We start from the raw sequence: 21,621 nt of genomic DNA, 5'->3' as shown, positions 1-21,621 counted from the left end.
GGCGGCTGGTTAGGCTCGCAGTCGTGCCTGCCCAGCAGCCTCTGGTCGAGCGGATGCGCGGCTTCGGCACGACGATCTTCGCGGAGATGTCCGCGCTGGCGGTCGCGACCGACAGCGTCAACCTCGGGCAGGGCTTCCCGGACACCGACGGCCCAGCCGAATTGCTCGCGGCCGCCGCGCAGGCCATCCGCGACGGTGTCAACCAGTACCCGCCCGGCCCAGGCATCCCCGCACTGCGCGAGGCGATCAGCGACCATCAGCGGGCGTGTTACGGCCTGGACTACGACCCGGACCGCGAGGTGCTCGTCACCGCCGGCGCCACCGAGGCGATCGCCGCGGCGCTGATGGCGCTGGCCGGCCCGGGTGACGAGGTGCTGCTCGTCGAGCCGTACTACGACTCGTATGCCGCGTGCGTCGCGCTGGCCGGCGCGCGGCGGCGGGTCGTCACGCTGCGCCGCGACGGCCCAGGTTGGCTGCTCGACCCCGCGGAAGTCGAGGCCGCGGTCGGGCCGGACACGAAGGTCCTGGTGCTCAACACGCCGCATAACCCGACCGGCGCGATGCTCGGTGCCGACGTGCTGGCCGCGCTGGCCGACGTCGCCGTGCGGCACGACCTGACCGTGGTGTCCGACGAGGTCTATGAGCATCTGCTGTTCGACGGGCGGGCGCACACGCCGATCGCCACCCTGCCCGGCATGCGCGAGCGCACGGTCACGATCAGCAGCGCGGGCAAGACGTTCAGCGTCACCGGCTGGAAGATCGGCTGGGTGTGCGCGCCGCCCGCCCTGCTGGCCGCGGTCCGCACGGTCAAGCAGTTCCTCACCTACGTCAACGGCGCGCCGTTCCAGCCGGCGATCGCGGCGGTGCTGCCGCGGGCCGCCGAACTCGCCCCCGCCCCGGCGCTGCAGGCCCAGCGCGACCGGCTGTGCGCCGGCCTCGCCGAGCTCGGCTACGACGTCGTCGTGCCGCAGGCGACCTACTTCGCGACGGTGGACCTTGGCGCAGGCGCCGACGCCGCCGACTTCTGCCGCGAGCTGCCGCACCGAGCCGGCGTCGTCGCGATCCCGAGCAGCGTCTTCCACGACTCGCCCGCCGGCGACGGCCACGTCCGGTTCGCGTTCTGCAAGCGGCCGGCGGTCCTGGACGAGGCGTTGAACCGGCTCGGGAAGGTCGAAAGGAGAACGTCATGAAGGTGGCGGCGATCCAGCACGACATCGTCTGGGCGGACGCGACCGCGACCCGCGCGCTCGTCACGCCGATGATCGCGCAGGCGGCCGAGGCCGGCGCGCGGCTGATCGTGCTCAGCGAGATGTTTGCGACGGGCTTCACGATGCGCCCGGACCGGCTCGCCGAGGACGAGGGCGGACCGAACGAGCAGTTCCTGCTGGCCCGGGCCGCCGAGCACGAGGCGGTCGTGATCGCCTCGATCGCCCAGCGCGGGGCCGACGGCCGCTTCCGCAACAACGCCGTGGTCGCCTGGCCGGACGGCACGGTCGAGCGCTACGCGAAGATCCACCCGTTCAGCTACGCCGGCGAGCACGAGCGCTATGCGGCCGGGGACAAGCCGCTCACCGTCGACGTCTTCGGGCTGCGAACCAGCGTGTTCGTCTGCTACGACCTGCGCTTCGCCGACGAGTTCTGGCCGCTCGCGCCGCACACCGACCTCTACGTCGTGCCGGCCAACTGGCCGACCCCGCGGGAGGCGCACTGGAGCGCGCTGCTGCGGGCCCGGGCGATCGAGAACCAGGCCTACGTGGTGGGCGTCAACCGCGTGGGACCGGCCGGCGACACGCCGCACACCGGCGCGTCGGCGATCCTCGACCCGATGGGCCGGGCGCTGGCCGAGGGCGGCGACCAGCCGTCGGTGTTGCTCGCCGAGGTGTCCGCGGACACGGTGCGTGACGTTCGCGCCCGCTTTCCGTTCATCGCGGACCGACGCTGAACACGCTCAGTGATCGGCGCACCCGCCGAGGCGGGCAGCCGACAGCAGCACGACATTTCGGCGCGGATCACAGTTCGGCAAACTTTGTCCAGTGGTCTGTGCAATGCCTACCCAGTTGTTAAAGTAGCCCCGGCAAATCGTAGTGAACCGTTCAACCGAATTTGCGGTCACGACTCGGTGTCGACCGGCATCGATCGGTCCGTGCGGCGTTCGGCGAGGCATAACCTCGCGGGACGGCGCGCAAAGACGCACGCGACGCACCCGTCGCAGCGAAGGGAGCGCAGGCCCTAGATGACTGTCCCGGTGAGCGAGTTCGAGGCCGAGGTTTCCTCGGTCAGCGCGCTCGACGAGCCGACGGGCGAAAAGGGCTTCGCCGGCCGGTCCCCGACCCAGCTCGCCTGGGTGCGGCTCAAGCGGGACAAGGTCTCGCTCATCGCCGGCATCATCATCCTGCTGGCCGTGCTGCTCGCGATCGCCGCGCCGTTTTTGGAGAGCGCAGGGCTGTTCGACCCGTACAGCCCGAGCACGGCCGTGCTGAACTCCTTCGGGCTCCCCCGCACCGGATTCGGCGGGATCTCCGGCTCGCACCTGCTCGGCGTCGAGCCCGGCACCGGCCGCGATGTGCTGTCGCGGATCGCGCTCGGCGTGTCGTTCTCGCTGCTCATCGCGACGGCCGCGACGGTGATCAGCGTCGTGCTCGGCACGATCGCAGGCATCGTGTCCGGTTACGCGGGCGGCGCGACCGACTACTGGATCAGCCGGTTCATGGACCTCGTGCTGTCTTTCCCGCAACTGCTGATGCTGCTCGCGCTGTCGTCGGTGCTGAAGAACCGGCTGGCGACGATCTTCGGCTCGGGCACCAGCACCGACGCCGCCTATCTCATCATCGTGCTGGGTTTCTTCGGCTGGCCGTATCTCGCGCGCATCGTGCGCGGCCAGGTGCTCTCGCTGCGCAATCGCGAGTTCGTCGAGGCGGCGCGCAGCCTGGGCGCGAGCCGCCGGCGGATCTGGTTCCGCGAGCTGCTGCCGAACCTCTGGGCGCCGATCATCATCTACGCCTCGCTCACCCTGCCGCTGAACATCTCGGCGGAGGCGGCGCTGTCCTACCTGGGCGTTGGCCTGCAGGCGCCGACACCCAGCCTCGGCAACATCCTGAACGACTCGGTGTCCTACTACGACGCCGACCCGTTCTTCTTCTTCGCGCCGGGCGTGGTGCTCGTGCTGATCGTGCTTGCGTTCAACCTTTTTGGCGACGGACTTCGGGACGCCTTGGACCCCAAGTCGTCGCGCTAGGACTCTGCGGGACACCCGTTCCGCAGCACTGCACCACCACTCGGTGGCGTATGAGGAAGAGGACACGAATGACCAGTAAGCGGACCCGATTGGCGAGCGTCTGCGCGGGGACTGCCCTCGCAGCCATCGCGCTCGCCGCGTGCTCCAGCAGCGGCGGTGGCGGCACCTCCAAGAGCTCCGGCGGCACGAGCAGTTCCAGCAGCACCGGCAAGACCGGCGGCGGCCCGACGACCAGCAAGAAGGGCGGCACCATCTACTACACGAACGGTGTCCGCGACGTCGAGCACTGGGACCCGCAACGGGTGTACATCGGCCGGGACATCGCGAACGAGTCGCGGCTGTGGAACCGCACGCTGGAGCAGTACGGCACCGGCGCCGGCGCGTCGAGCAACCAGGTCCACCCCGACCTGGCAACCGACACCGGCACCGCGTCGAACGACAACAAGACGTGGAAGTTCACGCTGAAGACCGGCGTCAAGTGGCAGGACGGCTCGCCGGTCACCTGCGCAGACGTGAAGTACGGCGTCTCGCGCACCTTCGCCCAGGACATCATCACCGGCGGCCCCTCGTACGCGTTGCAGTTCTTGAACATCCCGGCGACCCCGAACGACAAGACCTTCGCCACGGCTTATCACGGCCCGTACACCAACGTCGGCGGCGCCTACTACGACAAGGCGGTCACCTGCAGCGGGCAGACGATCACCTTCAATCTGAAGAAGTCCGTGCCGGACTTCAACTACACCGTCACGCTGCCGGCGTTCGCGCCGTTCAAGAAGTCGCAGGACAAGGGCGCGAAGTCCAACTACCAGTGCTTCTCCGACGGCCCCTACGAGTTGCAGGGCACCTGGACGGCCGGCAAGGGCGGCACGTTCGTGCGCAACCCGAACTACGACCCGAAGACCGACGACGCGACGATCCGGCGCGCGCTGCCGGACAAGTTCGTCTTCATCGAGGGCCTGCAGACCGAGACGGTGTTCGACCGCCTGCTCGCCGACCAGGGCCCGGACCAGTACCTGGTGACCGACCGCACCGCGCCGCCGGCCTACCTGGCCCGCGTCTCGGCGCAGAAGTCCCGGTTCACCGACCCGGTCAGCCCGTTCAACGACTACCTGACACCGAACTTCACCCGGCTGAAGAACCCGCTGATCCGGCAGGCGCTGGCCGTCTCCACCGACCGCAACGCATGGATCCTCGCCGAGGGCGGCGCGGAGGTCGCCGACCCGGCAACCGGTCTGGTCAACCCGCAGCTGGGCGCGGCGGGCGGCTACAAGAAGTTCGCCGCGTTCCCCGGCACACCTGACTCGGGCGACCCGGCAGCAGCGAAGAAGCTGCTCCAGCAGGCCGGCGTCAAGATCCCCTACCCGATCCACTTCACCTATTCCGGCGGCACACCGACGTCGGACAAGCAGGCCTCCGTCCTCGCCGCGGCGTGGAACAAGGCCGGCTTCAAGGTGACGCTGCAGGGTCTGACGAACACGTACTACGACATCGTCCAGAATCCTGCGAACGCGTCGAAGTACGACATCACCTGGGCCGGCTGGGGTGCTGACTGGCCGAGCGCGTCGACGGTGATCCCGCCGCTGTTCGACAGCCGGGTCAACCTGAGCAGCGCGTCCAACGGCAGCGACTACGGGCTCTACAAGAGCGATTACGTCAATGCCCAGATCGACAAGGCGTACGCCACGGCGGATGCGACTGCTCGTAACGCCATCTGGGCCAGCCTGGACGAGTACCTCGCCAAGCAGGTCGCCTACATCCCGCTGGACGTCATCAAGTTCCCGCGGCTGCACGGGTCCAAGGTCGGCAACTACGTCGAGTCCGCCTCGACCAACGGCTACCCGGACCTCGGGCAGCTGGGCGCGCTGTAAGCGGTCGCTGACCGCGAACGACACTCTCGGGCGGGGGCGGGTTTCACCCGCTCCCGCCCGAGAGTCACCCAACGACCTCCGTCGGGAAAGGGGTAGCGCCGAGCTGGTGGCGCGACCACGATGATCCTCTACATCATTCGACGCCTGATCGGCGCGATCTTGCTGCTGATCGTCATGAGCATCACCGTGTTCGCGCTCTTCTACGCGACCCCGACCGACCCGGCCCGGCTCACCTGCGGCAAGAACTGCACCGCCGCCGGCATCGCGACGAACCGCCAGATCCTCGGGTTGGACAAGCCGCTCTACGAGCAGTACGGCGCGTTCGTCGGCGGCCTGTTCCACGAGCGGACGTTCCCGGCGGACGCCGAGCTCGCCAAGAAGCACCCTGAGCTGATCACCGACTGCGCGGCGCCCTGCCTCGGTTATTCGCCGCAGATCAACAACGGCGGCGGCTCGCTGATCTGGTCCTATCTCAAACCACGGCTGCCGGTGACGCTCGCGCTGACCGTCGGCGCGTTCATCCTCTGGATCGTCAGCGGCGTGCTGCTGGGTATCGTCGCCGCGCTGAGACGCGGCAAGTTCATCGACCGGGCGATCGTGTCCGGCGCGCTCGTCTTCTACTCGTTCCCGACGTTCTTCATCTCGCTGCTGCTGCTCCAGGTGGTCGTCTTCCAATTCAATTGGTTGTCCGTGCCCACCTACCACGGCATCTCTGCCGGAATCGGGCCCTATCTCTACAACCTCTTCCTGCCGTGTCTCACGCTCGCGCTCGTCTACGCGGCGGCCTATATCCGGCTGACCCGCACGTACATGCTCGAGACGATGAGCGAGGACTACTTGCGCACGGCCCGCGCCAAGGGCCTCAAGGGCAAGCGGATCATCTTCAAGCACACGTTCCGCGCGGCGCTGACGCCGATCCTGACGTTCTCCGGCCTGGATCTCGGCGCGCTGCTCGCCGGCGCGCCGATCACCGAGACCGTGTTCAACTTCCAAGGCATCGGCCAGGCCGCGGTGAGCTCGGCGATTCAGTTCGATCTGCCGACTACCGTGGTCATCGTCTTGCTGTCCGCGGCGTTCGTCATCGTCGCGAACCTGGTGGTCGACGTGTTGTACGCAGTCGTCGACCCACGAGTCAAGTACTGAGGCGGGGGAGATGACCGCAGTCCAGTCCGACCCGGCCGTGACCCAGGATCAGGGGCCGCAGCGCTTCCTCGACGTGCGCGACCTGCAGGTCTACTTCCCAACCGAGGACGGCGTCGTCAAGGCCGTCGACGGCGTCAGCTTCGGGGTGGAGCAGGGCAAGACCCTCGCCATCGTCGGCGAGTCCGGCTCCGGAAAGTCGGTGACCGTGCAGGCCGTCATGGGCTTGCACCGCGGCACCCGGGCGCAGGTGAGCGGTGAGGTCTGGCTCGACGGCACCGAGCTGTTAACCGCGAGCAACGAGACGGTGCGCAAGCAGCGCGGCCGCAAGATGGCCATGATCTTCCAGGACCCGCTCTCGGCGCTGCACCCCTACTTCTCCATCGGCGACCAGATCGGCGAAGGCCGTCAGGTGCACGTCAAGGAGAGCAAGAGGGACACCCGCAAACGGGTGATCGACATGCTCGACCGAGTCGGCATCCCGAACGCCTCGCGTCGTGTCGACCAGTACCCGCACGAGTTCTCCGGCGGCATGCGACAGCGCGCGATGATCGCGATGGCGCTGATCAACGACCCGCAACTGCTCATCGCGGACGAGCCGACGACCGCGCTCGACGTCACCGTGCAGGCGCAGATCCTCGAGCTGATGAAAGATCTGCAGCGCGAGTTCGGCACCGCGATCATCATGATCACCCACGACCTCGGCGTCGTCGCGGACATGGCCGACGACATGCAGGTGATGTACGGCGGCCGCGCGATCGAAGTCGGCTCGGCGGAGAAGGTGTTCTTCGAGGCGGCGCATCCCTACACGTGGGGGCTGCTCAACTCGATGCCGCGGATGGACCGGGTGAAGGCCGAGCGGCTCGACCCGATTCCGGGCAGCCCGCCGTCGCTGATCAACCTGCCGTCCGGCTGCGCCTTCCACCCACGGTGCGGGTTCCGCGAGGTCGTCGGACACGACGGCCGCTGCGCCAAAGAGAAGCCGGACCTGTTCGTGGCCGACGTCGGCCACACCAGCCGCTGCTTCCTGGTGGACCAGAATCAGCTCGACCAGCTGCGCGCAGACCGGGCGTCGGCCGCGGAGGAGAACTCACCATGACTCTGCTTCCCGGCGGGGCCCTCCGCTGCGCTCCTCGGGCCGTGGGCGGCCCTGCGATGCTCGCGAAGGACCTCGCCTCATGACCGCCAGCGCCCTATCCGCCGATGGACAGTCCGCCGACAGCGCCGACGGCGCCGGCGGCTCCAAGCATGCCGCCGAGGAAACGCCGCTGCTGCGCGTCACCAACCTGCAGAAGCACTTCCCGATCAAGTCGCGGGTGCCGTTCCGCAACGCCGGCGCGGTCAAGGCCGTCGACGGCATCAGCCTCGACGTGCCGGCGGGCAAGACGGTGGGCCTGGTCGGCGAGTCCGGCTGCGGCAAGTCGACGGCCGGCCGGGCGATGCTGCGCCTGCTCGAGCCGACCGGCGGCTCGATCGAGATCGAGGGCCGCAACATCACGAAGGCCGGCTCGTCCGAGCTGCGCCGGTTGCGCCGGCAGTTCCAGATGGTGTTTCAAGATCCGATCGGCTCGTTGAACCCGCGGCATCCGGTCGGCGCGATCATCGGCGCCCCGTTCCGGATCCAGGGCGTCGATCCGCAGGGCGGCGTCAAGAAGGCCGTGCAGGACGTCATGGCGCGCGTCGGGCTCAATCCCGAGCACTACAACCGCTATCCGCACGAGTTCTCCGGCGGCCAGCGCCAGCGCATCGGCATCGCCCGGGCGATCGCGCTGCGCCCGAAGCTGATCGTCTGCGACGAGCCGGTGTCGGCGCTCGACGTCTCGATCCAGGCTCAGGTCGTCAACCTGCTCGAGGACCTGCAGGACGAGTACGGCATCGCCTACGTCTTCATCGCCCACGACCTTTCGGTCGTGCGGCACATTTCCGACCGGGTCGTGGTCATGTACCTCGGCAAGATCATGGAGGTCGCCGACCGCGACGACCTGTACGAGGCGCCGATGCACCCCTACACCCAGGCGCTGATGTCCGCGGTGCCGCTGCCGGACCCGCGCCAGGAGTCCCGGCGCGAGCGCATCCTGCTCAGCGGCGACCTGCCCAGCCCGGTCAACCCGCCGAGCGGCTGCGTGTTCCACACCCGCTGCCCGAAGTACCGCGAGCAGCTGTCCGACGACCAGCGCCAGCAGTGCCGCGACGTCGCGCCGCGACTTGAGCTCAACGCGGCGAACCACCTGGTGTCCTGCCACTTCGCCGAGGCCCGCACCGACCTGATCACCGCTGCCGAGGCCGGCGCGGCCGCCGCCGTTTCGGCGCCGGTCGCGCCCGCGGCGCCGACGTCGCTCGACAAGTCCTGACCGCGCGGGCCGCACCGGCTACGTTGGCACCGGTGACCGACCGTCGACTGCTGCTGGTTCACGCGCACCCGGACGACGAGACGATCACCTCCGGCGCGACGATGGCGAGCTACGCCGCGGCCGGCGCGCAGGTCACGCTGCTGACGTGCACGCTCGGCGAGGAGGGCGAGATCCTCGAGCCGGAGCTCGCCCAGCTCGAGGCGGCGCAGGCCGACCAGCTCGGCGGCTACCGGATCGGCGAGCTGACCGCGGCGATGGCCGCGCTCGGCGTGGTCGACCACCGCTTCCTCGGCGGCGCCGGCCGGTTCCGGGACAGCGGGATGATGGGGACGCCGGCCAACGCGCATGCGCGGGCGTTCTGGCGGGCCGACGCCGAGCCTGCGGTCTTCGACGCCGCCGTCGCCGCGGCCGTCGAGGTGGTCCGCGAGGTCCGCCCGCAGGTGATGATCACCTACGACGACAACGGCGACTACGGCCATCCGGATCACATCATGGCCCACCGGGTCGCCACAGCGGCGGCCGAGCGCGCCGCTGACCCGGCGTACGGCGCCGGCACGCCTTGGCAGGTCGAGAAGTTCTACTGGACGGCGACGCCGAAGTCCCTGCTGCGCCGGGGATTCGAGGCGGTCGGCGCGGCTGACCTGCCGTTCGGCGTCGCGAGCGTCGACGACCTCCCGTTCGGTGTCGAGGACGACGTGATCACGACCGTGGTCGACGGCGTGGAGTTCGCCGAGGCGAAGCTCGCGGCCCTGCGCGCGCACCGCACCCAGATCGCGGTGGACGGGCCGTTTTTCGCGCTGTCGAACATGCTCGGCCGGGAAGCTGTCGGGGTCGAGCACTTCCGCCTGATCCGCGGCCGGCTCGGCGGCCCCCGCGACGCCGACGGCCGGGAGACGGACCTGTTCGCCGGGACGACACCGTGACGCCGCCGTGGACGACGCCGTGACGCCGCCGAGGGCGCCCGCGGCGCCGCCGGCGGCGTCCGCAGCGACCGGGCTCGACTGGCTCGGCGTCGTGCTGCTGTGCGCGGCGGGTGCGCTGGCCGGCCTGCTCGAGCTGTTGCTGGTGCCGCTCTACGCCGGCTCGGTGATCATCCCGGTGGCGGTGCTGCTCGCGGTGTTGACGAACTTCGTGCTGCCCCGGCTGGCGCGCGGCCTGGTGCCGAGCGCGGCGGCCGCGATCGCGCCCTTCCTGCTGTGGCTGGTGGTGGTGCTCGGGCTCAGTGTGATCACCCGGCCGGAAGGCGATGTCCTGCTGCCCGGCGGCAGCCTGCAGTGGGTCTCCTACGGCCTGCTGCTCGGCGGCGGCCTGGCCGGCGTGATCGGCGTCGTCACCTCCGCGCCTCCGCCGCCTCAACGAGCTGGGACCCCCGGGTCCAGGCGGTAGTGGTAGCTGTGATGCCGCCAGAAACCGAGCCGCTCGTACAGCGCAAGCCCAGTGGCGTTGTCGATGCTCACCTGGACGTAGCCGCGCGTCGCCCCGCGCTCGACGGCCCAGCCGGCCAGCCGACGCATCACCGCGCCGGCCAGCCCTCGCCGCCGAGCAGCCGGCGCGACCTCCACGGCCATCACGCCCACCCAGTCGCCGGACACCCGGCCACGCGCCGTGGCGATCACCTCGCCGTGCTCGCGGACCGCCGCGAACACCGTCGGCCCTGGCCCCGTGGCGCCCCGCTGCTCGGCGTGTCGTGCCGCCCTGGGCCAAATTTCGGGCTCCTGCGCCGGGCGGGTCAGCAGCGCCCGCTGCGCCGCGCCGAGCCCTGCGCCGCCGCGGTAGAGCGCCAGCCAGCCGTCGTCCGGCTCGTCGGCCAGCTCCACGGACGCGCTGTCCACCACCGCGAGCCTGTGCAGCGGCGCGACGAGCACGTCCACGCCGCCACTCGCCGGCCAGCCGCGCTCGCCCAGCTCGGCGTCGAGCAACCGGCGCGACTCGACCGGCACCTGGAACTGCAGCGGCAGCCCGCGCTCGGCGTACCACCGCCGCGCCTGCGCGAGCGCCTCGTCCAACGGCAGCGTCAGCTGGCCGACTGGCAGGGCGGAGTTGGCCCGCGCGGTGAACCCGGCGTCGGCGCGCAGCAGCCAGCCGCTGAGCTGCTCGACGTGCGCAGGCTGCAGCAGCAGGGCGGCGCTGCGCTCGAGCGCCAGCTCCTCCGCGGTGGACGGCGGGACGAGCCGCGCCGCGGTGATCAGCGCGAGCGGCGTCTCGACCTGGCCGCGGGCCGTCGACACCGTGGCGCTCACCTCGTCCAGCGCGACGAGCTCGCCCACGAGGTCGCCCTGCAGCAGGCGGCCGTCCGCACGGCGCTCGACAACGCGGCGCACGCTGACCCGGCGACCCTGCCAGCTAGGCTCCAGCACGCACGGCATACTAAGGCGACGTCCGTGCGGGCCGAGCACGAACGGGCTGCAGAACCAACGGGCCCGCAAAAAACCAAGGTAGCGAGGGGACAAGCAGTGACCTACGTGATCGCGGAACCGTGCGTGGACGTCCTCGACAAGGCCTGCATCGAGGAATGCCCCGTGGACTGCATCTACGAGGGCGGGCGGATGCTCTACATCCACCCAGACGAGTGCGTCGACTGCGGCGCCTGCGAGCCGGTGTGCCCCGTCGAGGCGATCTTCTACGAGGACGACCTCCCGGCGCAGTGGAGCGATTACACCCAGGCGAACGTCGACTTCTTCGACGAGCTCGGCTCGCCGGGCGGCGCGTCGAAGGTCGGCAAGACCGACCACGACCCGAAGTGGATCAGCGACCTGCCGCCGCAGGCCGAAGCCGACTGATTCAACGAGGCTGACGCATCACTTCTTGCGGTACATCGTCGCGACCACCGCTGCGGCGGCGGCTTTCGCGTCCTTGCGCCAGCCGGCCGGGCGAGTCCACGTCCGCCCCGCGTAGGACACCTGCTCGATGCCGAGCCGATCGGCGTTGGCCACGAACCACGCGACCGTCTGCCAGTGCGCGCCCGGCACCCGCACCGTGTCGCCGGCCGGCGCGGGAGTGTCGATGCCCAGCTGCTGCCGAGCCTGGGCGGCCACCACGCGCGGCAGCGCGACTTCGGTCGGCGCGGCGAACGCGCAGGTGATGCCGGCGGCCACCTTGCCCTGCAGCGCGTCGGCGAGCGCCTGCGCCTCGGGCTCGTGCTGGGCATAGGCGCTGCCGTCGGCGGAGATCTGCACGGCCTGCACGGCCTGGGCTAGCGGCATGGTCTGCCAGCCGGAGATCTTGACCAGGGCGGCCAGGAACTCCCGCGTCGCCTCGGCGACGTCGGTGAGCCGTGCGGTGCGCGCGGCGATCGTGTCCGGCTCGCCGGCGACCTTTCCCCACCCTTGCGACGGCCGCTGCTGCAGCACGCCGACTGAGTCGCGGTCGCCGTCGCCGGGCGCCAGATTGGTCAGCTTGCTCTCCTGCAGCGCCGCGGCAAGCGCCAGGACGCTCGCGCGTTCGGGCAGCGTGCGGCGGTAGCTGGTCACCGCGCCGACCATCGTGGCGGCCACCGACGCCTGGTCCGGATCGACGGTGTAGCCGCCCACTGTGCAGGAGTCGGCGACGAAGTGCTTCTTCGCCGTGGTCAGCAGCGCGCGCAGCCCGAACGTCACCCCGACGGCCAGCACGGCCACCACGACGAGGGTGCGGATAAGGCGCGTAGAGCGGCGCGGCACGGTCAGGCGTTCGCGTGCAGCACGTCGTTCAGCGTGATCCCGGTGCCTGGTCGCGGCCGCGCCTCGAGCGCGCCCGTCACGCTGTTGCGCCAGAACTGCAGGCCGGGCTGGCCGGACAGCGTGGCCGCCTTCACCACCGAGCCGTCCGGCAGGGTCAGCTTCGACCCGGCGGTGATGTACGTGCCCGCCTCGACGACGCAGTCGTCGCCGAGCGAGATGCCGATGCCGGCGTTGGCGCCGAGCAGGCAGCGCCGGCCGATGGAGATCTGCTCCTTGCCGCCGCCGGACAGCGTGCCCATGATCGACGCGCCGCCGCCGACGTCCGAGCCGTCGCCGACGACTACGCCGGCCGAGATCCGCCCCTCCACCATCGAGGCGCCGAGCGTGCCGGCGTTGTAGTTGACGAAGCCTTCGTGCATGACCGTCGTGCCTTCGGCGAGGTGCGCGCCGAGGCGGACGCGGTCGGCGTCGGCGATCCGCACGCCGGCGGGCAGCACGTAATCGGTCATCCGCGGGAACTTGTCGACACCGAGCACCTGCACCGGGCCCTTGCGACGCAACGCGAGCCTGGTGCGCTCGAAGTCCTCCACCGCGCAGGGGCCGACGGTGGTCCACGCGATGTTCGGCAACAGTCCGAATATCCCGTCGAGGTTGAGCTCGCGCGGGCGGACGAGTCGATGCGAGAGCAGGTGCAGGCGCAGGTAGACGTCCGGCGCGTCGACCGGCGCCGCGTCCAGGTCGATCTCGCAGACGCTGACGTCGAGTCGGACGCCGCGATCGGTGGCGCTCTCCTGGCTGCCGGTCAGCGCGGCAAGCTCGTGCGGGGCGGCGGCCGTGCGGGGGAACGCGCCCAGCGCCGGCGCGGGGTACCAGGTGTCGAGCACCCGGCCGGCCGCGGCGCCGGTCGTCACGGTGGTCGTCAGTCCGTAGCCCCAGGCCGCGCGTTCGGTCACGGCGCCAGCGTAGACAACGGGACAGGGCTGGGCTTGTAGCCTCGCACTCGTGCTGGATCTGACGGTGGACGCCGCCGCGCTGACCGCTGCGCTGGTGGACGTGCCGTCGGTGTCCGGCACGGAGGACGAGCTCGCCGGACTGGTCGAGGACGCCCTGCGACCGCTGCCCGCGCTGCAGGTCGAGCGCGACGGAAACGTCGTGCTGGCCCGTACCGACACCGGCGCCGCCACGCGGGTGGTGCTCGCCGGCCACCTCGACACCGTGCCGATCGCGGCCAACGTCCCCTCCCGGCTCGACGGCGACGTACTGCACGGTTGCGGGACCGTCGACATGAAATCGGGTCTGGCGGTGCTGCTGCGGGTCGCTGGGCTGGTCGGCGCCGGCGCAGTTCGGCCAACGCTCGACCTGACATGGATCTGCTATGACGGCGAAGAGGTCGAGGCCGCGCGCAACGGGCTTGGCCGGATCGCGCGCACCCGCCCAGCATTCCTGCAGGCCGACCTCGCCGTGCTGCTCGAGCCGACGGGCGGGGTGGTCGAGGGCGGCTGCCAGGGCACGCTGCGGGTGGTCGTCCGGCTGCGCGGGGTCCGGGCGCACAGCGCGCGGTCATGGCTCGGCGCGAACGCGATCCACGCGGCCGCCCCGGTGCTGGACCGGTTGGCGTCTTACACGCCACGCACGGTCGATGTCGACGGGCTGACCTACCGCGAGGGGCTGAACGCGGTGGCGATCAGCGGCGGGGTCGCCGGCAATGTCGTGCCAGACGTTTGCACGGTGACGGTGAACTACCGCTTCGCGCCAGACCGTCGCGAGGACGAGGCGCTCGACCATGTCCGCGAGGTGTTCGCCGGGTTCGAGCTGGAGCTCACCGACTCTGCCCCCGCCGCGCGGCCGGGGCTGGACACCGAGATCGCCGGCCGGTTCGTCGCGGCCGTGGGCGGGCAGCCGCGCGCGAAGCTCGGCTGGACGGACGTGTCTCGCTTCGGCGGGCTGGGCGTGCCCGCGGTGAACTTCGGCCCGGGCGACCCGAACCTCGCGCACAAGCCGGAGGAGCACGTGTCGGTCCGCGAGGTGCGGGCCGCCGAGGACGCGTTGCTCCGCTTCCTGAGATGAGAGTGGTCGGGACCTTGTGTCCGCTTGGCGACGACCAGCCGTGGGTAGGGCTTTCCCGTTCGCCGCCGGCCGGGCGGAGACGGGGGCTTGCCGCATGCAGTTCACGATGCACTTCGATCCATCGCCAGACGTCTGCGCTGCTGCGCGCCGATGCGAGGCGGACGTCTTCTCGGCCGTCTACGGCAACACCGAGGCCCAGTGGCTGCTGGAGTACGGGCCCTACGATCCGAACTCGGTGTTCCTGGCGATCACTGAGCCGGGCGGCGAAGCGGCGGCCATGTGCCGCTTCATCCTGCCGGGTGGCCCCGGCCTCAAGACGCTCGACGACCTGTCCCGTCCGCCGTGGGAGATCGACGGGACTCGATCGGCGCGCGCCGCGGGTCTGCGACTCGAGCAGACCTGGGACGTCGCGACGATCGCCGTCCGAAGGAAGGCCGCGAAGCCCGGGCTGCTGGCGGCGGCGCTGTACCACGGACTGTTCCAGGCGACGACGCTCAACAACGTCGGTTGGATCGTCATGATGATGGACGAGCGGGCGCGCCGGCTGCTCAGCTTGCTCAACGTGGTGACCAACGTGTTGCCAGGCGCGCCGGCCGGCCCCTACCTCGGGTCACCGAAGACGTTCCCGCTCTGGGCCAATGTCGCTGCGATGGCCGATCGGCAGCGGGCGGTCGATCCGGACGCGTTCCGGCTGCTCGGCGAGGGATCCGGGCTGGACGGCATCAGCGTCCCGCCGCGCTCCGCGTTCCGCCTCGGCGGCGCCGTGCCCGAGCCCGCCGCGCTGCCCGCGTCTGCGCCGGCCTGACCTCACGCGAACAGGCCGGTCGCGACGCGGGTCTTGGTCCAACTCTCGACCTGCTCGGCCGGTATCGGCCGGCTGAAGTGGTAGCCCTGCAGCACGTCCGCGCCCATCGCGACGAGTTCCGCGGCGGTTCGCGCGTCCTCGACGCCTTCCGCGACGAACCGCAACTCGAGCGCCTTCGACATCTGGATCGTCGACGCGACGATCATCTTGCTGCGCGGATCGGTTGACAGCGCCGACACGAACGATTGATCGAGCTTCAATTCCTGGATCGGCAGGTCGCGCAGGTAGGACAGCGAGGAGAACCCAGTGCCGTAGTCGTCGATGGCAACCTGGAAACCGAGCTCGCGGACCCCAGTCAGGATGGCCCGCGCACGCCCCGGCTCGGCCAGGAAGGAGTCTTCGGTGACCTCGATCGTGATCCGCCGCGGGTCGATGTCAGCCGCGCGGACCATCTCGTGCAGCCGCGCGACGAAGGCGCCGCTCATCAGCTCCGGCGGCGCGCAGTTCAGCGCGACCCGGGGCCGTAGGCCGCGCTGGGCCCACCGCTGGATATCGGCCACCGCGAGCCGGGCGACCTCTTCCGACAGCGCCTGCATGAGGCCGTTGCGCCGCGCCGCCGGCAGGAACAGCGCCGGATTCACCATGCCGCGGGACGGATGCTGCCAGCGCACCAGTGCTTCGAGGCCGCACAGGTCGGCCGTCGCCGCGTCGAGCTGCGGCTGGTACCAGAGCACCAGCTGATGCTCGTCGATCGCGCGGCGCAGCTCCTCGCCTAGCCGCAGCCGGTCGCGCGAGAAGTCGTCGGTGTCCGGGTCGTACAGCAGCGCGCCGACGCGCTGCTCCTTGGCGTGATACATCGCGACATCCGCGCGGCGCAGCAGTTCGCTGCTGTGCACGTCGTCGTCAGTGCGCACGGTGATGCCGACCGACGCGTCTGCCGACAGCGATATCCCGTCGATCTGCAGCGGCGCGCGCACTGCGGCCAAGACGAGGTGCGCGGTCTCCATCAGCTCGATCTCGTCGTCGCTGACCACCACGATCGCGAACTCGTCGCCGCCGAGGCGGGCGAGCAGCACGGGGGTCGGCAGGACTTCGCGCATGCGCCGGGCGATCTCGCGGAGGACGGTGTCGCCGGCCGCGTGGCCGAGGGTGTCGTTGACGTCCTTGAAGCCGTCGAGGTCGAGGATCATCAGGCCGAGCGGCGCACGGTCGGCGATGTGCTGGCCGAGTTGGTGCAGCATCGCCCGCCGGTTCGGCAGCGATGTCAAGTCGTCGCTGCGCGACAGCGCGATCGCCTCGGCCGCCCGGTTCGCCGCGCCGAGCGCCATCGCGAGTCGGCTGCCGGCAGCCGCGAGGGTCAGCACGGCCGGAACGAGAAGGTAGGTCCGCACGGTGCCCGCGGGTTCGAACGCGAGGAAGACGGTGGCAGCGAGACCGCCCGCGACGATCGTCGTCGTGATGCCCCGTTCACTCGGCGGCGCGGCCGCCAGGTTGGGGGTACGGCACGCGTGGCCGACGATCAGCGCGAACGCGAGGCCCCAGAGCACGATGCTGACGGTGCTGTAATCGTAGGTGCTGCCGGAGATGTGGATGAGGAAGGTGGAGTCGGCGCCCGCCAGCAGGGCGAAGCCGGCGATGAGCGTCCCCGACTCCCGAGCGCCTCCTCTGGTGCGCAACGACATCTGCGCGATGACCACCAGCAGCAGCACGACGTCGAGCAGCGGGTAAAGGACCGCGAGCAGCAGGCCGAGGCCGTCGCTGTCGAGGCGGTGGGCCAGCGGAGTCACGAACGATCCGCCGGCGAGACATGCCGCGCCGCAGCAGATGATGACGGTCTCTAGCCCGGAGGCGCCGCTGGACGCAAGCCGTTTCGACGCGTCGAGCACGAGGAACGCGGCCATGCCGGCGTAGGCGGCGAGGAACAGCCACTCGCCGCGGCCGGGGAACTGGGTCAGGTCCGGTTGGCCGCCGTTCAGCATCGCCGACGCCGCGGCCCACAGCAGGACCGCCACGATCAGCGTGATCAGCGCCTTGCGGCGGCTCGGTTGCTCGGCGGCGGCGCAGCCGAGACGCACGAGCAGCAGCGCGAAAAAGATCGCGAGCGAGCCGGTGATCAGCGCCTGCGCGAATCCTGGCGCGAACCGCGAGACGAACAGCATGCAGCACGGACCGACTACGAGCATCGCCCAGGGCCCCACTCGCAGCACGCGCGAGCGCGCGCGAAGCATCGTGTGCCGGGTTGGAGCCACACGGGTCCATCGGCAGCGCTCCGGTTGACTTGAGCGCAACCCTGAAGTTCAACCGGAAGTCAAGGCCGAACGGTCCGTTATCCCCATCTGTTCCGGGGGAGCCTTCCAAATGCCCCCCGAGAAAGCAAAGCCCCCGTAGACGCGTCACGCCCGTCGAATCAACGGCGAAAGGCTCTCCCATGCATGACCTCGCCCCCGACATCTACCGCCAACGACTTGTCGTCGAAGGAGTTCCGCGCCGCCCGATCGAGGCGCACGAGATCGTCGACTACCTCACCCGGCTGTCGAAGGTGCTCGACATGGTGACCCTCATCGATCCGGTGACTCACCAGTCCCCAAAGTACGGCTGGGCCGGTTGGATCCACTGGGAGACCTCCGGCGCGCACTTCTACGCCTGGGACGAGCCGCGGCTATTCTTCTCCGTCGACATCTACACCTGCAAGATCTTCGACCCGGTGGCCGCGGCGGAGTTCACCGCGGACTACTTCGAAGCCGAGCAGATCACGCATCACGGCTTTTAGGCCGGCTGCGCGGCCGACTGCTGGGCCGGCTGCTCGGCCGGCCCGGTCGCTTCTTGTGGCGCCGGCCGAAACGGCGCGGCGGGCTCTCGTACGCTCGGCCGGGTGACGCAGGAACCGGGCTCGCCAGGCGGTGACCGGCCGCGCGGCGGAGCAGTCCACCACCGCGGCCCGATCGAGTTGCGCGGCGCGCAGATCGGCAGCGGCACCACCGACCAGCGGCTGCTGGACTCGCGCGGCTCCTCTGCCTGGGTGCACACCGACCCGTGGCGGGTGCTGCGCATCCAGAGCGAGTTCGTCGAAGGCTTCGGCCTGCTCGCCGAGCTGTCCGCGGCGGTGGCCGTGTTCGGGTCCGCTCGCACCTCGCCGGACTCGCCCGAGTACGCGGCGGCGCGCGAGCTCGGCGCGAAGCTCGCGCAGGCCGGCTACGCGGTGATCACCGGCGGCGGGCCCGGGATCATGGAAGCCGCGAACCGCGGCGCGTCCGAGGCCGGCGGCACGTCGGTGGGCCTCGGCATCGAGCTGCCCTTCGAACAGCGGCTCAACGACTGGGTCGACGTCGGGATCAACTTCCGGTACTTCTTCGCGCGCAAGACCATGTTCGTGAAGTACGCCCAGGCCTTCGTGATCATGCCCGGCGGGTTCGGCACGCTGGATGAGATGTTCGAGGCGTTGACGCTCGTGCAAACCCGCAAGGTCACCCGGTTCCCGGTCATCCTCTACGGCACCGACTACTGGGCCGGGCTCGTGGATTGGCTGCGGTCCGCGGTGTTGGCGGGCGGCAAGATCAACGAGCTCGACCTGGATCTTGTGCATGTCACCGACGACGTCGACGAGGTCGTCGCGCGGATCGTCGAGTCGATGCGGCAGACCAAGGACGGTCAGTGACCGCTGCTCGGCGAATGGTTGCCGCGTGAACGTCTGCGTGTACTGCGCGTCGTCGGAGACGATCCCCGCGTCCTACGTCGAGCTGGCCGCCGATGTGGGCGCGCGGCTCGCCCGCGACGGGCACGGGCTTGTTTCCGGCGGCGGGCGGGTGTCGATGATGGGCGCGGTGGCGCGCGCAGCCCGGGCCGGCGGGGCGCACACCGTCGGCGTCATCCCGCGCCACCTGATGGCCTACGAGGTGGCCGACGTCGAGGCGGACGAGCTGATCGTCGTCGAGACGATGCGGGAGCGGAAGCGGCTGATGGACGAGCGGTCGGACGCCTTCCTCGCGCTGCCCGGCGGCCTCGGCACGATGGAGGAGCTGTTCGAGATCTGGACGGCCCGCACGCTCGGGATGCACGCGAAGCCGGTTGTCGTGCTCGATCCCGATGGCTTCTACACGCCGCTGTGGGACTACCTGACGGCGCTGGGCGGGCGTGGCTTCGTCCGGGCGCCTGCGCTGGACTCGTTGCGCCGCACGACGACGGTGGACGACGCGTTCGCGGCGCTCGTCTTGTGACGGCGTCAGCTGCCGCGCGGCAGGCCGGCGCCGTGTTGCTGGAAGCGCAGCAGCTGCTCGTTCTCGTAGGCGACCCGCTCGGCAGTGCGGTCGAGGTCGCGAAACATCTGCTTGAGCACCCGAAGCCCGGCCGGCGACTGAGCGGCGAGCTCTGCGGCGAGTTCGAGGGCGACCCGCTCGGCGTCGTCGGCGGCGGCCGTGCGGTGCAGCAGCCCGAGCGCTGCGGCCTCCGCCTGGCCGACCACTCGGCCGGTGTAGACGAGCTCTTTCGCCCGCGACACGCCGATCAGCGGCGCGAGCCGGGCCGGCCCGACCGGCACGCCGAGCCGGGCGCCGGCCCAGGCCAGCGTGAGGTTGTCGCCGCCGACCCGCAGATCGGCGCCGGCCACGATCTCCGCCCCGGCGCCGACGCAGTTGCCGACGCACACCGCGATCACCGGCACCGGGAACGCGTCGATCGCGGCGTACATCCGGGTGAACGCCGCCATCCGCGCGACGCCTCCTGCGTAGTCGAGCATCTCGCCGACGTCCGCGCCCGCGCAGAACGCGCGAGTGCTCGTGGTCGACAGCACGAGCGCGTGCAGCGCGTCGTCCGCGGCCAGCTCGTCGAGGGTGTCGTTCAGCGTGCCGAGTGTTGCCGTGTCCAGCGCGTTTCGCTTGGCCGGGCGGTCCAGGCGGATCACCGCGATCCCGTCGTCGAGACGCTCGGACTGCACCCCTGAGCTGCTCACGGCGAGCAGTCCACCACAGGCCGGCCGGCCTACGCTGTGGCCGTGGCGACAACGATGACTGCCGACGAGCGTGGAGCCTTCCTGCTCGGCGGGACGCGCACCGGGATCCTGTCGACGGTGCGCGCGGACGGCCGGCCGCACGCCGTCCCGGTGTGGTTCGTCCTGGACGGCGACGACGTGTTGTTCATGACCGGCGGGGACACGGTCAAGGGCCGCAACCTGCGCAGGACCGGCCAAGCCGTGCTCACCGTGGACGACGGCCGTCCGCCCTACGCGTTCGTGACCGTCACCGGGCGGGTCGAGCTCAGCGATGACGTCGCGGCCATGCTGCCCTGGTCGATCGCGATGGGGGAGCGGTACATGGGCGCGGACAAGGCGGAGGAGTTCGGCCGCCGCAACGCGGTGCCGGGCGAGCTGCTGGTGCGCATCGTGCCCGACCGGATCGTGGCCATGGCGGCCGTCGCCGACTGAGCCCGGCGAGCTGACCAGCCCGTAGCTGCTCAGCCGCCGCGACGGGCGCACGTGGCACGATCACCGCGTGGTGCAACTCGTGCTCTGCGGCCTGCTGGCGCTGGTGCTCGCCGGCGCGCTGTTCGCGATCGCGACGCGCTTCCTGCCCGCCGGCGAGCAGATCGCGCCTGTGCTTCGCGACGAGCCGCCGTGGGATCTGCCGGAGAGCAGACGGCTCGCGGCCGAGGACGTCGAGGAGGTGCGGCTGCCGGTGGCCCTGCGCGGGTACCGGTTCGCCGAGGCCGACCTGCTGCTCGACCGGCTCGCCGACGAGCTGCGCGTGCGGGACGAGGAGATCGCCCGGCTCCGTGCCCAGCGCGCCGCCGGCGACGGGTTCCGCCCGCCAGTGTCGCCGAGCGCGCCGTATGCCGGGTCGTACTACCGCCCGCGGCCGTCCACGGGACAGCGGCCGGTGTCCTACGCTGCGCCCGAGATCGAGCCGGATGACCGTCGCTGACCGGTCGAGGTGCGGATGGGCGACGTCCGCGCCCGAATACGTCGCCTACCACGACGACGAGTGGGGCCGGGCGCTGCACGGCGAACAGGCGCTGTTCGAGCGGATGTCGCTCGAGGCGTTCCAGTCCGGGCTCTCCTGGCTGATCATCCTGCGCAAGCGGCCGGCGTTTCGAGCGGCGTTCGCCGGCTTCGACGTGGCGTCGGTGGCCCGGTTCGCGGACGCTGATGTCCAACGATTGCTGGCCGACTCCGGGATCGTCCGCAACCGGGCCAAGATCGAGGCGACGATCGCCAACGCCCGTGTCGTCGGCGAGTCAGTTCCCGAGGGCCTGGACGACCTGCTGTGGTCGTTCGCGCCCGCCGAGCACGCGCGGCCGCAGACGATCGCCGACGTCCGCGCCGTCAGCCCCGAGTCGACAGCGCTGGCCAAGGAGCTGAAGCGGCGCGGCTTCCGGTTTGTCGGCCCGACGACGGCCTACGCGCTCATGCAGGCGACCGGCATGGTCGACGACCACGTCGCCACCTGCTGGCGCGCCGTGTGACAGTGGTCATTTGCGGCCTCAGTGGTCAGCTATAAGCGACCAC

Annotated in this window: 23 protein-coding genes; 18 read left to right on the top strand and 5 right to left on the bottom strand. The window is 70.7% G+C overall.

The annotated features are described in order from the left end of the window. Positions 1-23: 23 nt before the first annotated feature. The 9 genes from ACFFBG_RS06850 to ACFFBG_RS06810 all read left to right on the top strand — a co-directional run bounded on the left by ACFFBG_RS06850 (position 24) and on the right by ACFFBG_RS06810 (position 9,980). Positions 24-1,190, top strand: coding sequence for a pyridoxal phosphate-dependent aminotransferase (locus ACFFBG_RS06850; protein WP_375476974.1), 1,167 nt, complete (start codon positions 24-26; stop codon positions 1,188-1,190). Continuing rightward, entirely contained in the window at positions 1,187-1,942 is a 756-nt protein-coding gene (locus ACFFBG_RS06845; protein ID WP_375476972.1) for a nitrilase-related carbon-nitrogen hydrolase, read from the top strand. The genes ACFFBG_RS06850 and ACFFBG_RS06845 overlap by 4 nt, the downstream gene beginning before the upstream one ends. A 291-nt stretch (positions 1,943-2,233) precedes the next feature. Next, positions 2,234-3,235 (top strand): ABC transporter permease, encoded by a 1,002-nt coding sequence (locus ACFFBG_RS06840; protein WP_375476970.1) that lies wholly within the window; start codon positions 2,234-2,236, stop codon positions 3,233-3,235. Between the two features lie 68 nt (positions 3,236-3,303). Further along, complete coding sequence (locus ACFFBG_RS06835; RefSeq protein WP_375476968.1) at positions 3,304-5,103, top strand: ABC transporter substrate-binding protein; 1,800 nt, start codon at positions 3,304-3,306, stop codon at positions 5,101-5,103. A 120-nt stretch (positions 5,104-5,223) separates the two neighbouring features. After that, entirely contained in the window at positions 5,224-6,246 is a 1,023-nt protein-coding gene (locus ACFFBG_RS06830) for an ABC transporter permease (RefSeq protein ID WP_375476966.1), read from the top strand. A 10-nt stretch (positions 6,247-6,256) separates the two neighbouring features. After that, complete coding sequence (locus ACFFBG_RS06825; protein WP_375476964.1) at positions 6,257-7,342, top strand: ABC transporter ATP-binding protein; 1,086 nt, start codon at positions 6,257-6,259, stop codon at positions 7,340-7,342. A gap of 79 nt (positions 7,343-7,421) precedes the next feature. Beyond that, positions 7,422-8,594 (top strand): ABC transporter ATP-binding protein, encoded by a 1,173-nt coding sequence (locus ACFFBG_RS06820; protein WP_375476961.1) that lies wholly within the window; start codon positions 7,422-7,424, stop codon positions 8,592-8,594. 32 nt (positions 8,595-8,626) lie between these two features. Beyond that, positions 8,627-9,517, top strand: a complete 891-nt coding sequence (gene mshB / locus ACFFBG_RS06815) for an N-acetyl-1-D-myo-inositol-2-amino-2-deoxy-alpha-D-glucopyranoside deacetylase (protein WP_375476959.1) — start codon at positions 8,627-8,629, stop codon at positions 9,515-9,517. Between the two features lie 7 nt (positions 9,518-9,524). Continuing rightward, on the top strand, positions 9,525-9,980 hold the full coding sequence (locus ACFFBG_RS06810; protein ID WP_375476957.1) for a hypothetical protein: 456 nt from the start codon (positions 9,525-9,527) through the stop codon (positions 9,978-9,980). Here the strand turns inward: ACFFBG_RS06810 and ACFFBG_RS06805 are convergent. Continuing rightward, the gene (locus ACFFBG_RS06805; RefSeq protein ID WP_375476956.1) at positions 9,947-10,951 is read right to left on the bottom strand and encodes a GNAT family N-acetyltransferase; all 1,005 of its coding nucleotides are present in this window, start codon (positions 10,949-10,951) and stop codon (positions 9,947-9,949) included. The two genes, ACFFBG_RS06810 and ACFFBG_RS06805, sit on opposite strands and share 34 nt — an antisense overlap. Positions 10,952-11,047: 96 nt before the next feature. On the opposite strand from ACFFBG_RS06805, the gene fdxA reads away from it, so the two are divergent. Further along, positions 11,048-11,374 (top strand): ferredoxin, encoded by a 327-nt coding sequence (gene fdxA, locus ACFFBG_RS06800; RefSeq protein WP_375476953.1) that lies wholly within the window; start codon positions 11,048-11,050, stop codon positions 11,372-11,374. Between the two features lie 18 nt (positions 11,375-11,392). On the opposite strand, the gene ACFFBG_RS06795 is transcribed toward fdxA, so the two are convergent. After that, entirely contained in the window at positions 11,393-12,211 is an 819-nt protein-coding gene (locus ACFFBG_RS06795; RefSeq protein WP_375476951.1) for a hypothetical protein, read from the bottom strand. A gap of 44 nt (positions 12,212-12,255) precedes the next feature. Continuing rightward, positions 12,256-13,206 (bottom strand): 2,3,4,5-tetrahydropyridine-2,6-dicarboxylate N-succinyltransferase, encoded by a 951-nt coding sequence (gene dapD / locus ACFFBG_RS06790; protein WP_375476949.1) that lies wholly within the window; start codon positions 13,204-13,206, stop codon positions 12,256-12,258. Between the two features lie 49 nt (positions 13,207-13,255). Between dapD and dapE the strand changes: the two genes are divergently transcribed. Together dapE and ACFFBG_RS06780 are read left to right on the top strand one after the other, a co-directional pair. Further along, on the top strand, positions 13,256-14,320 hold the full coding sequence (gene dapE, locus ACFFBG_RS06785; RefSeq protein ID WP_375476947.1) for a succinyl-diaminopimelate desuccinylase: 1,065 nt from the start codon (positions 13,256-13,258) through the stop codon (positions 14,318-14,320). Positions 14,321-14,414: 94 nt separating this feature from the next. Continuing rightward, positions 14,415-15,125 carry a hypothetical protein gene (locus ACFFBG_RS06780; RefSeq protein WP_375476945.1) on the top strand — a complete coding sequence of 237 codons (711 nt, stop codon included), beginning with the start codon at positions 14,415-14,417 and terminating at the stop codon, positions 15,123-15,125. 2 nt (positions 15,126-15,127) lie between these two features. Here ACFFBG_RS06780 and ACFFBG_RS06775 read toward each other — a convergent pair whose 3' ends face one another. After that, the gene (locus ACFFBG_RS06775) at positions 15,128-17,284 is read right to left on the bottom strand and encodes a putative bifunctional diguanylate cyclase/phosphodiesterase (protein WP_375476943.1); all 2,157 of its coding nucleotides are present in this window, start codon (positions 17,282-17,284) and stop codon (positions 15,128-15,130) included. A gap of 269 nt (positions 17,285-17,553) precedes the next feature. Between ACFFBG_RS06775 and ACFFBG_RS06770 the strand changes: the two genes are divergently transcribed. The 3 genes from ACFFBG_RS06770 (at position 17,554) to ACFFBG_RS06760 (ending at position 19,339) form a co-directional block, all read left to right on the top strand. Further along, positions 17,554-17,895 carry an S-adenosylmethionine decarboxylase gene (locus ACFFBG_RS06770; protein WP_375476941.1) on the top strand — a complete coding sequence of 114 codons (342 nt, stop codon included), beginning with the start codon at positions 17,554-17,556 and terminating at the stop codon, positions 17,893-17,895. Between the two features lie 102 nt (positions 17,896-17,997). Further along, positions 17,998-18,780, top strand: coding sequence for a TIGR00730 family Rossman fold protein (locus ACFFBG_RS06765; protein WP_375476939.1), 783 nt, complete (start codon positions 17,998-18,000; stop codon positions 18,778-18,780). Positions 18,781-18,805: 25 nt separating this feature from the next. Continuing rightward, positions 18,806-19,339: a TIGR00730 family Rossman fold protein gene (locus tag ACFFBG_RS06760; protein ID WP_375476937.1), complete on the top strand. Its 534-nt coding sequence runs from the start codon at positions 18,806-18,808 to the stop codon at positions 19,337-19,339. Between the two features lie 5 nt (positions 19,340-19,344). Here ACFFBG_RS06760 and ACFFBG_RS06755 read toward each other — a convergent pair whose 3' ends face one another. Further along, complete coding sequence (locus ACFFBG_RS06755) at positions 19,345-20,070, bottom strand: enoyl-CoA hydratase/isomerase family protein (RefSeq protein WP_375476935.1); 726 nt, start codon at positions 20,068-20,070, stop codon at positions 19,345-19,347. Between the two features lie 54 nt (positions 20,071-20,124). On the opposite strand from ACFFBG_RS06755, the gene ACFFBG_RS06750 reads away from it, so the two are divergent. From ACFFBG_RS06750 to ACFFBG_RS06740, 3 genes are all read left to right on the top strand, one after another. Beyond that, a complete protein-coding gene (locus ACFFBG_RS06750; protein ID WP_375477230.1) occupies positions 20,125-20,541 on the top strand; it encodes a PPOX class F420-dependent oxidoreductase in 417 nt (138 codons plus the stop codon). 67 nt (positions 20,542-20,608) lie between these two features. Next, positions 20,609-21,037, top strand: a complete 429-nt coding sequence (locus ACFFBG_RS06745) for a DivIVA domain-containing protein (protein ID WP_375476933.1) — start codon at positions 20,609-20,611, stop codon at positions 21,035-21,037. After that, the gene (locus tag ACFFBG_RS06740) at positions 21,024-21,578 is read left to right on the top strand and encodes a DNA-3-methyladenine glycosylase I (RefSeq protein ID WP_375476931.1); all 555 of its coding nucleotides are present in this window, start codon (positions 21,024-21,026) and stop codon (positions 21,576-21,578) included. The genes ACFFBG_RS06745 and ACFFBG_RS06740 overlap by 14 nt, the downstream gene beginning before the upstream one ends. Positions 21,579-21,621 lie beyond the last annotated feature (43 nt).

This window comes from uncultured Jatrophihabitans sp., from assembly GCF_964251945.1.
GTDB lineage: Bacteria > Actinomycetota > Actinomycetes > Mycobacteriales > Jatrophihabitantaceae > Jatrophihabitans.
The sequence above is the reverse complement of the archived record's forward strand: the minus strand, read 5'-3'. Positions and strand labels throughout refer to the sequence as shown.

Excerpts from the sequence above, each read along its gene's own strand:
- ACFFBG_RS06770 (WP_375476941.1), top strand. The coding sequence starts at position 17,554 with ATGCATGACCTCGCCCCCGACATCTACCGCCAACGACTTGTCGTCGAA.
- ACFFBG_RS06825 (WP_375476964.1), top strand. The coding sequence starts at position 6,257 with ATGACCGCAGTCCAGTCCGACCCGGCCGTGACCCAGGATCAGGGGCCG.
- ACFFBG_RS06820 (WP_375476961.1), top strand. The coding sequence starts at position 7,422 with ATGACCGCCAGCGCCCTATCCGCCGATGGACAGTCCGCCGACAGCGCC.
- ACFFBG_RS06780 (WP_375476945.1), top strand. The coding sequence starts at position 14,415 with ATGCAGTTCACGATGCACTTCGATCCATCGCCAGACGTCTGCGCTGCT.
- ACFFBG_RS06830 (WP_375476966.1), top strand. The coding sequence starts at position 5,224 with ATGATCCTCTACATCATTCGACGCCTGATCGGCGCGATCTTGCTGCTG.
- ACFFBG_RS06840 (WP_375476970.1), top strand. The coding sequence starts at position 2,234 with ATGACTGTCCCGGTGAGCGAGTTCGAGGCCGAGGTTTCCTCGGTCAGC.
- ACFFBG_RS06845 (WP_375476972.1), top strand. The coding sequence starts at position 1,187 with ATGAAGGTGGCGGCGATCCAGCACGACATCGTCTGGGCGGACGCGACC.
- ACFFBG_RS06740 (WP_375476931.1), top strand. The coding sequence starts at position 21,024 with ATGACCGTCGCTGACCGGTCGAGGTGCGGATGGGCGACGTCCGCGCCC.
- ACFFBG_RS06750 (WP_375477230.1), top strand. The coding sequence starts at position 20,125 with ATGACTGCCGACGAGCGTGGAGCCTTCCTGCTCGGCGGGACGCGCACC.
- ACFFBG_RS06835 (WP_375476968.1), top strand. The coding sequence starts at position 3,304 with ATGACCAGTAAGCGGACCCGATTGGCGAGCGTCTGCGCGGGGACTGCC.
- ACFFBG_RS06775 (WP_375476943.1), bottom strand. The coding sequence starts at position 17,284 with ATGCTGTTCGTCTCGCGGTTCGCGCCAGGATTCGCGCAGGCGCTGATC.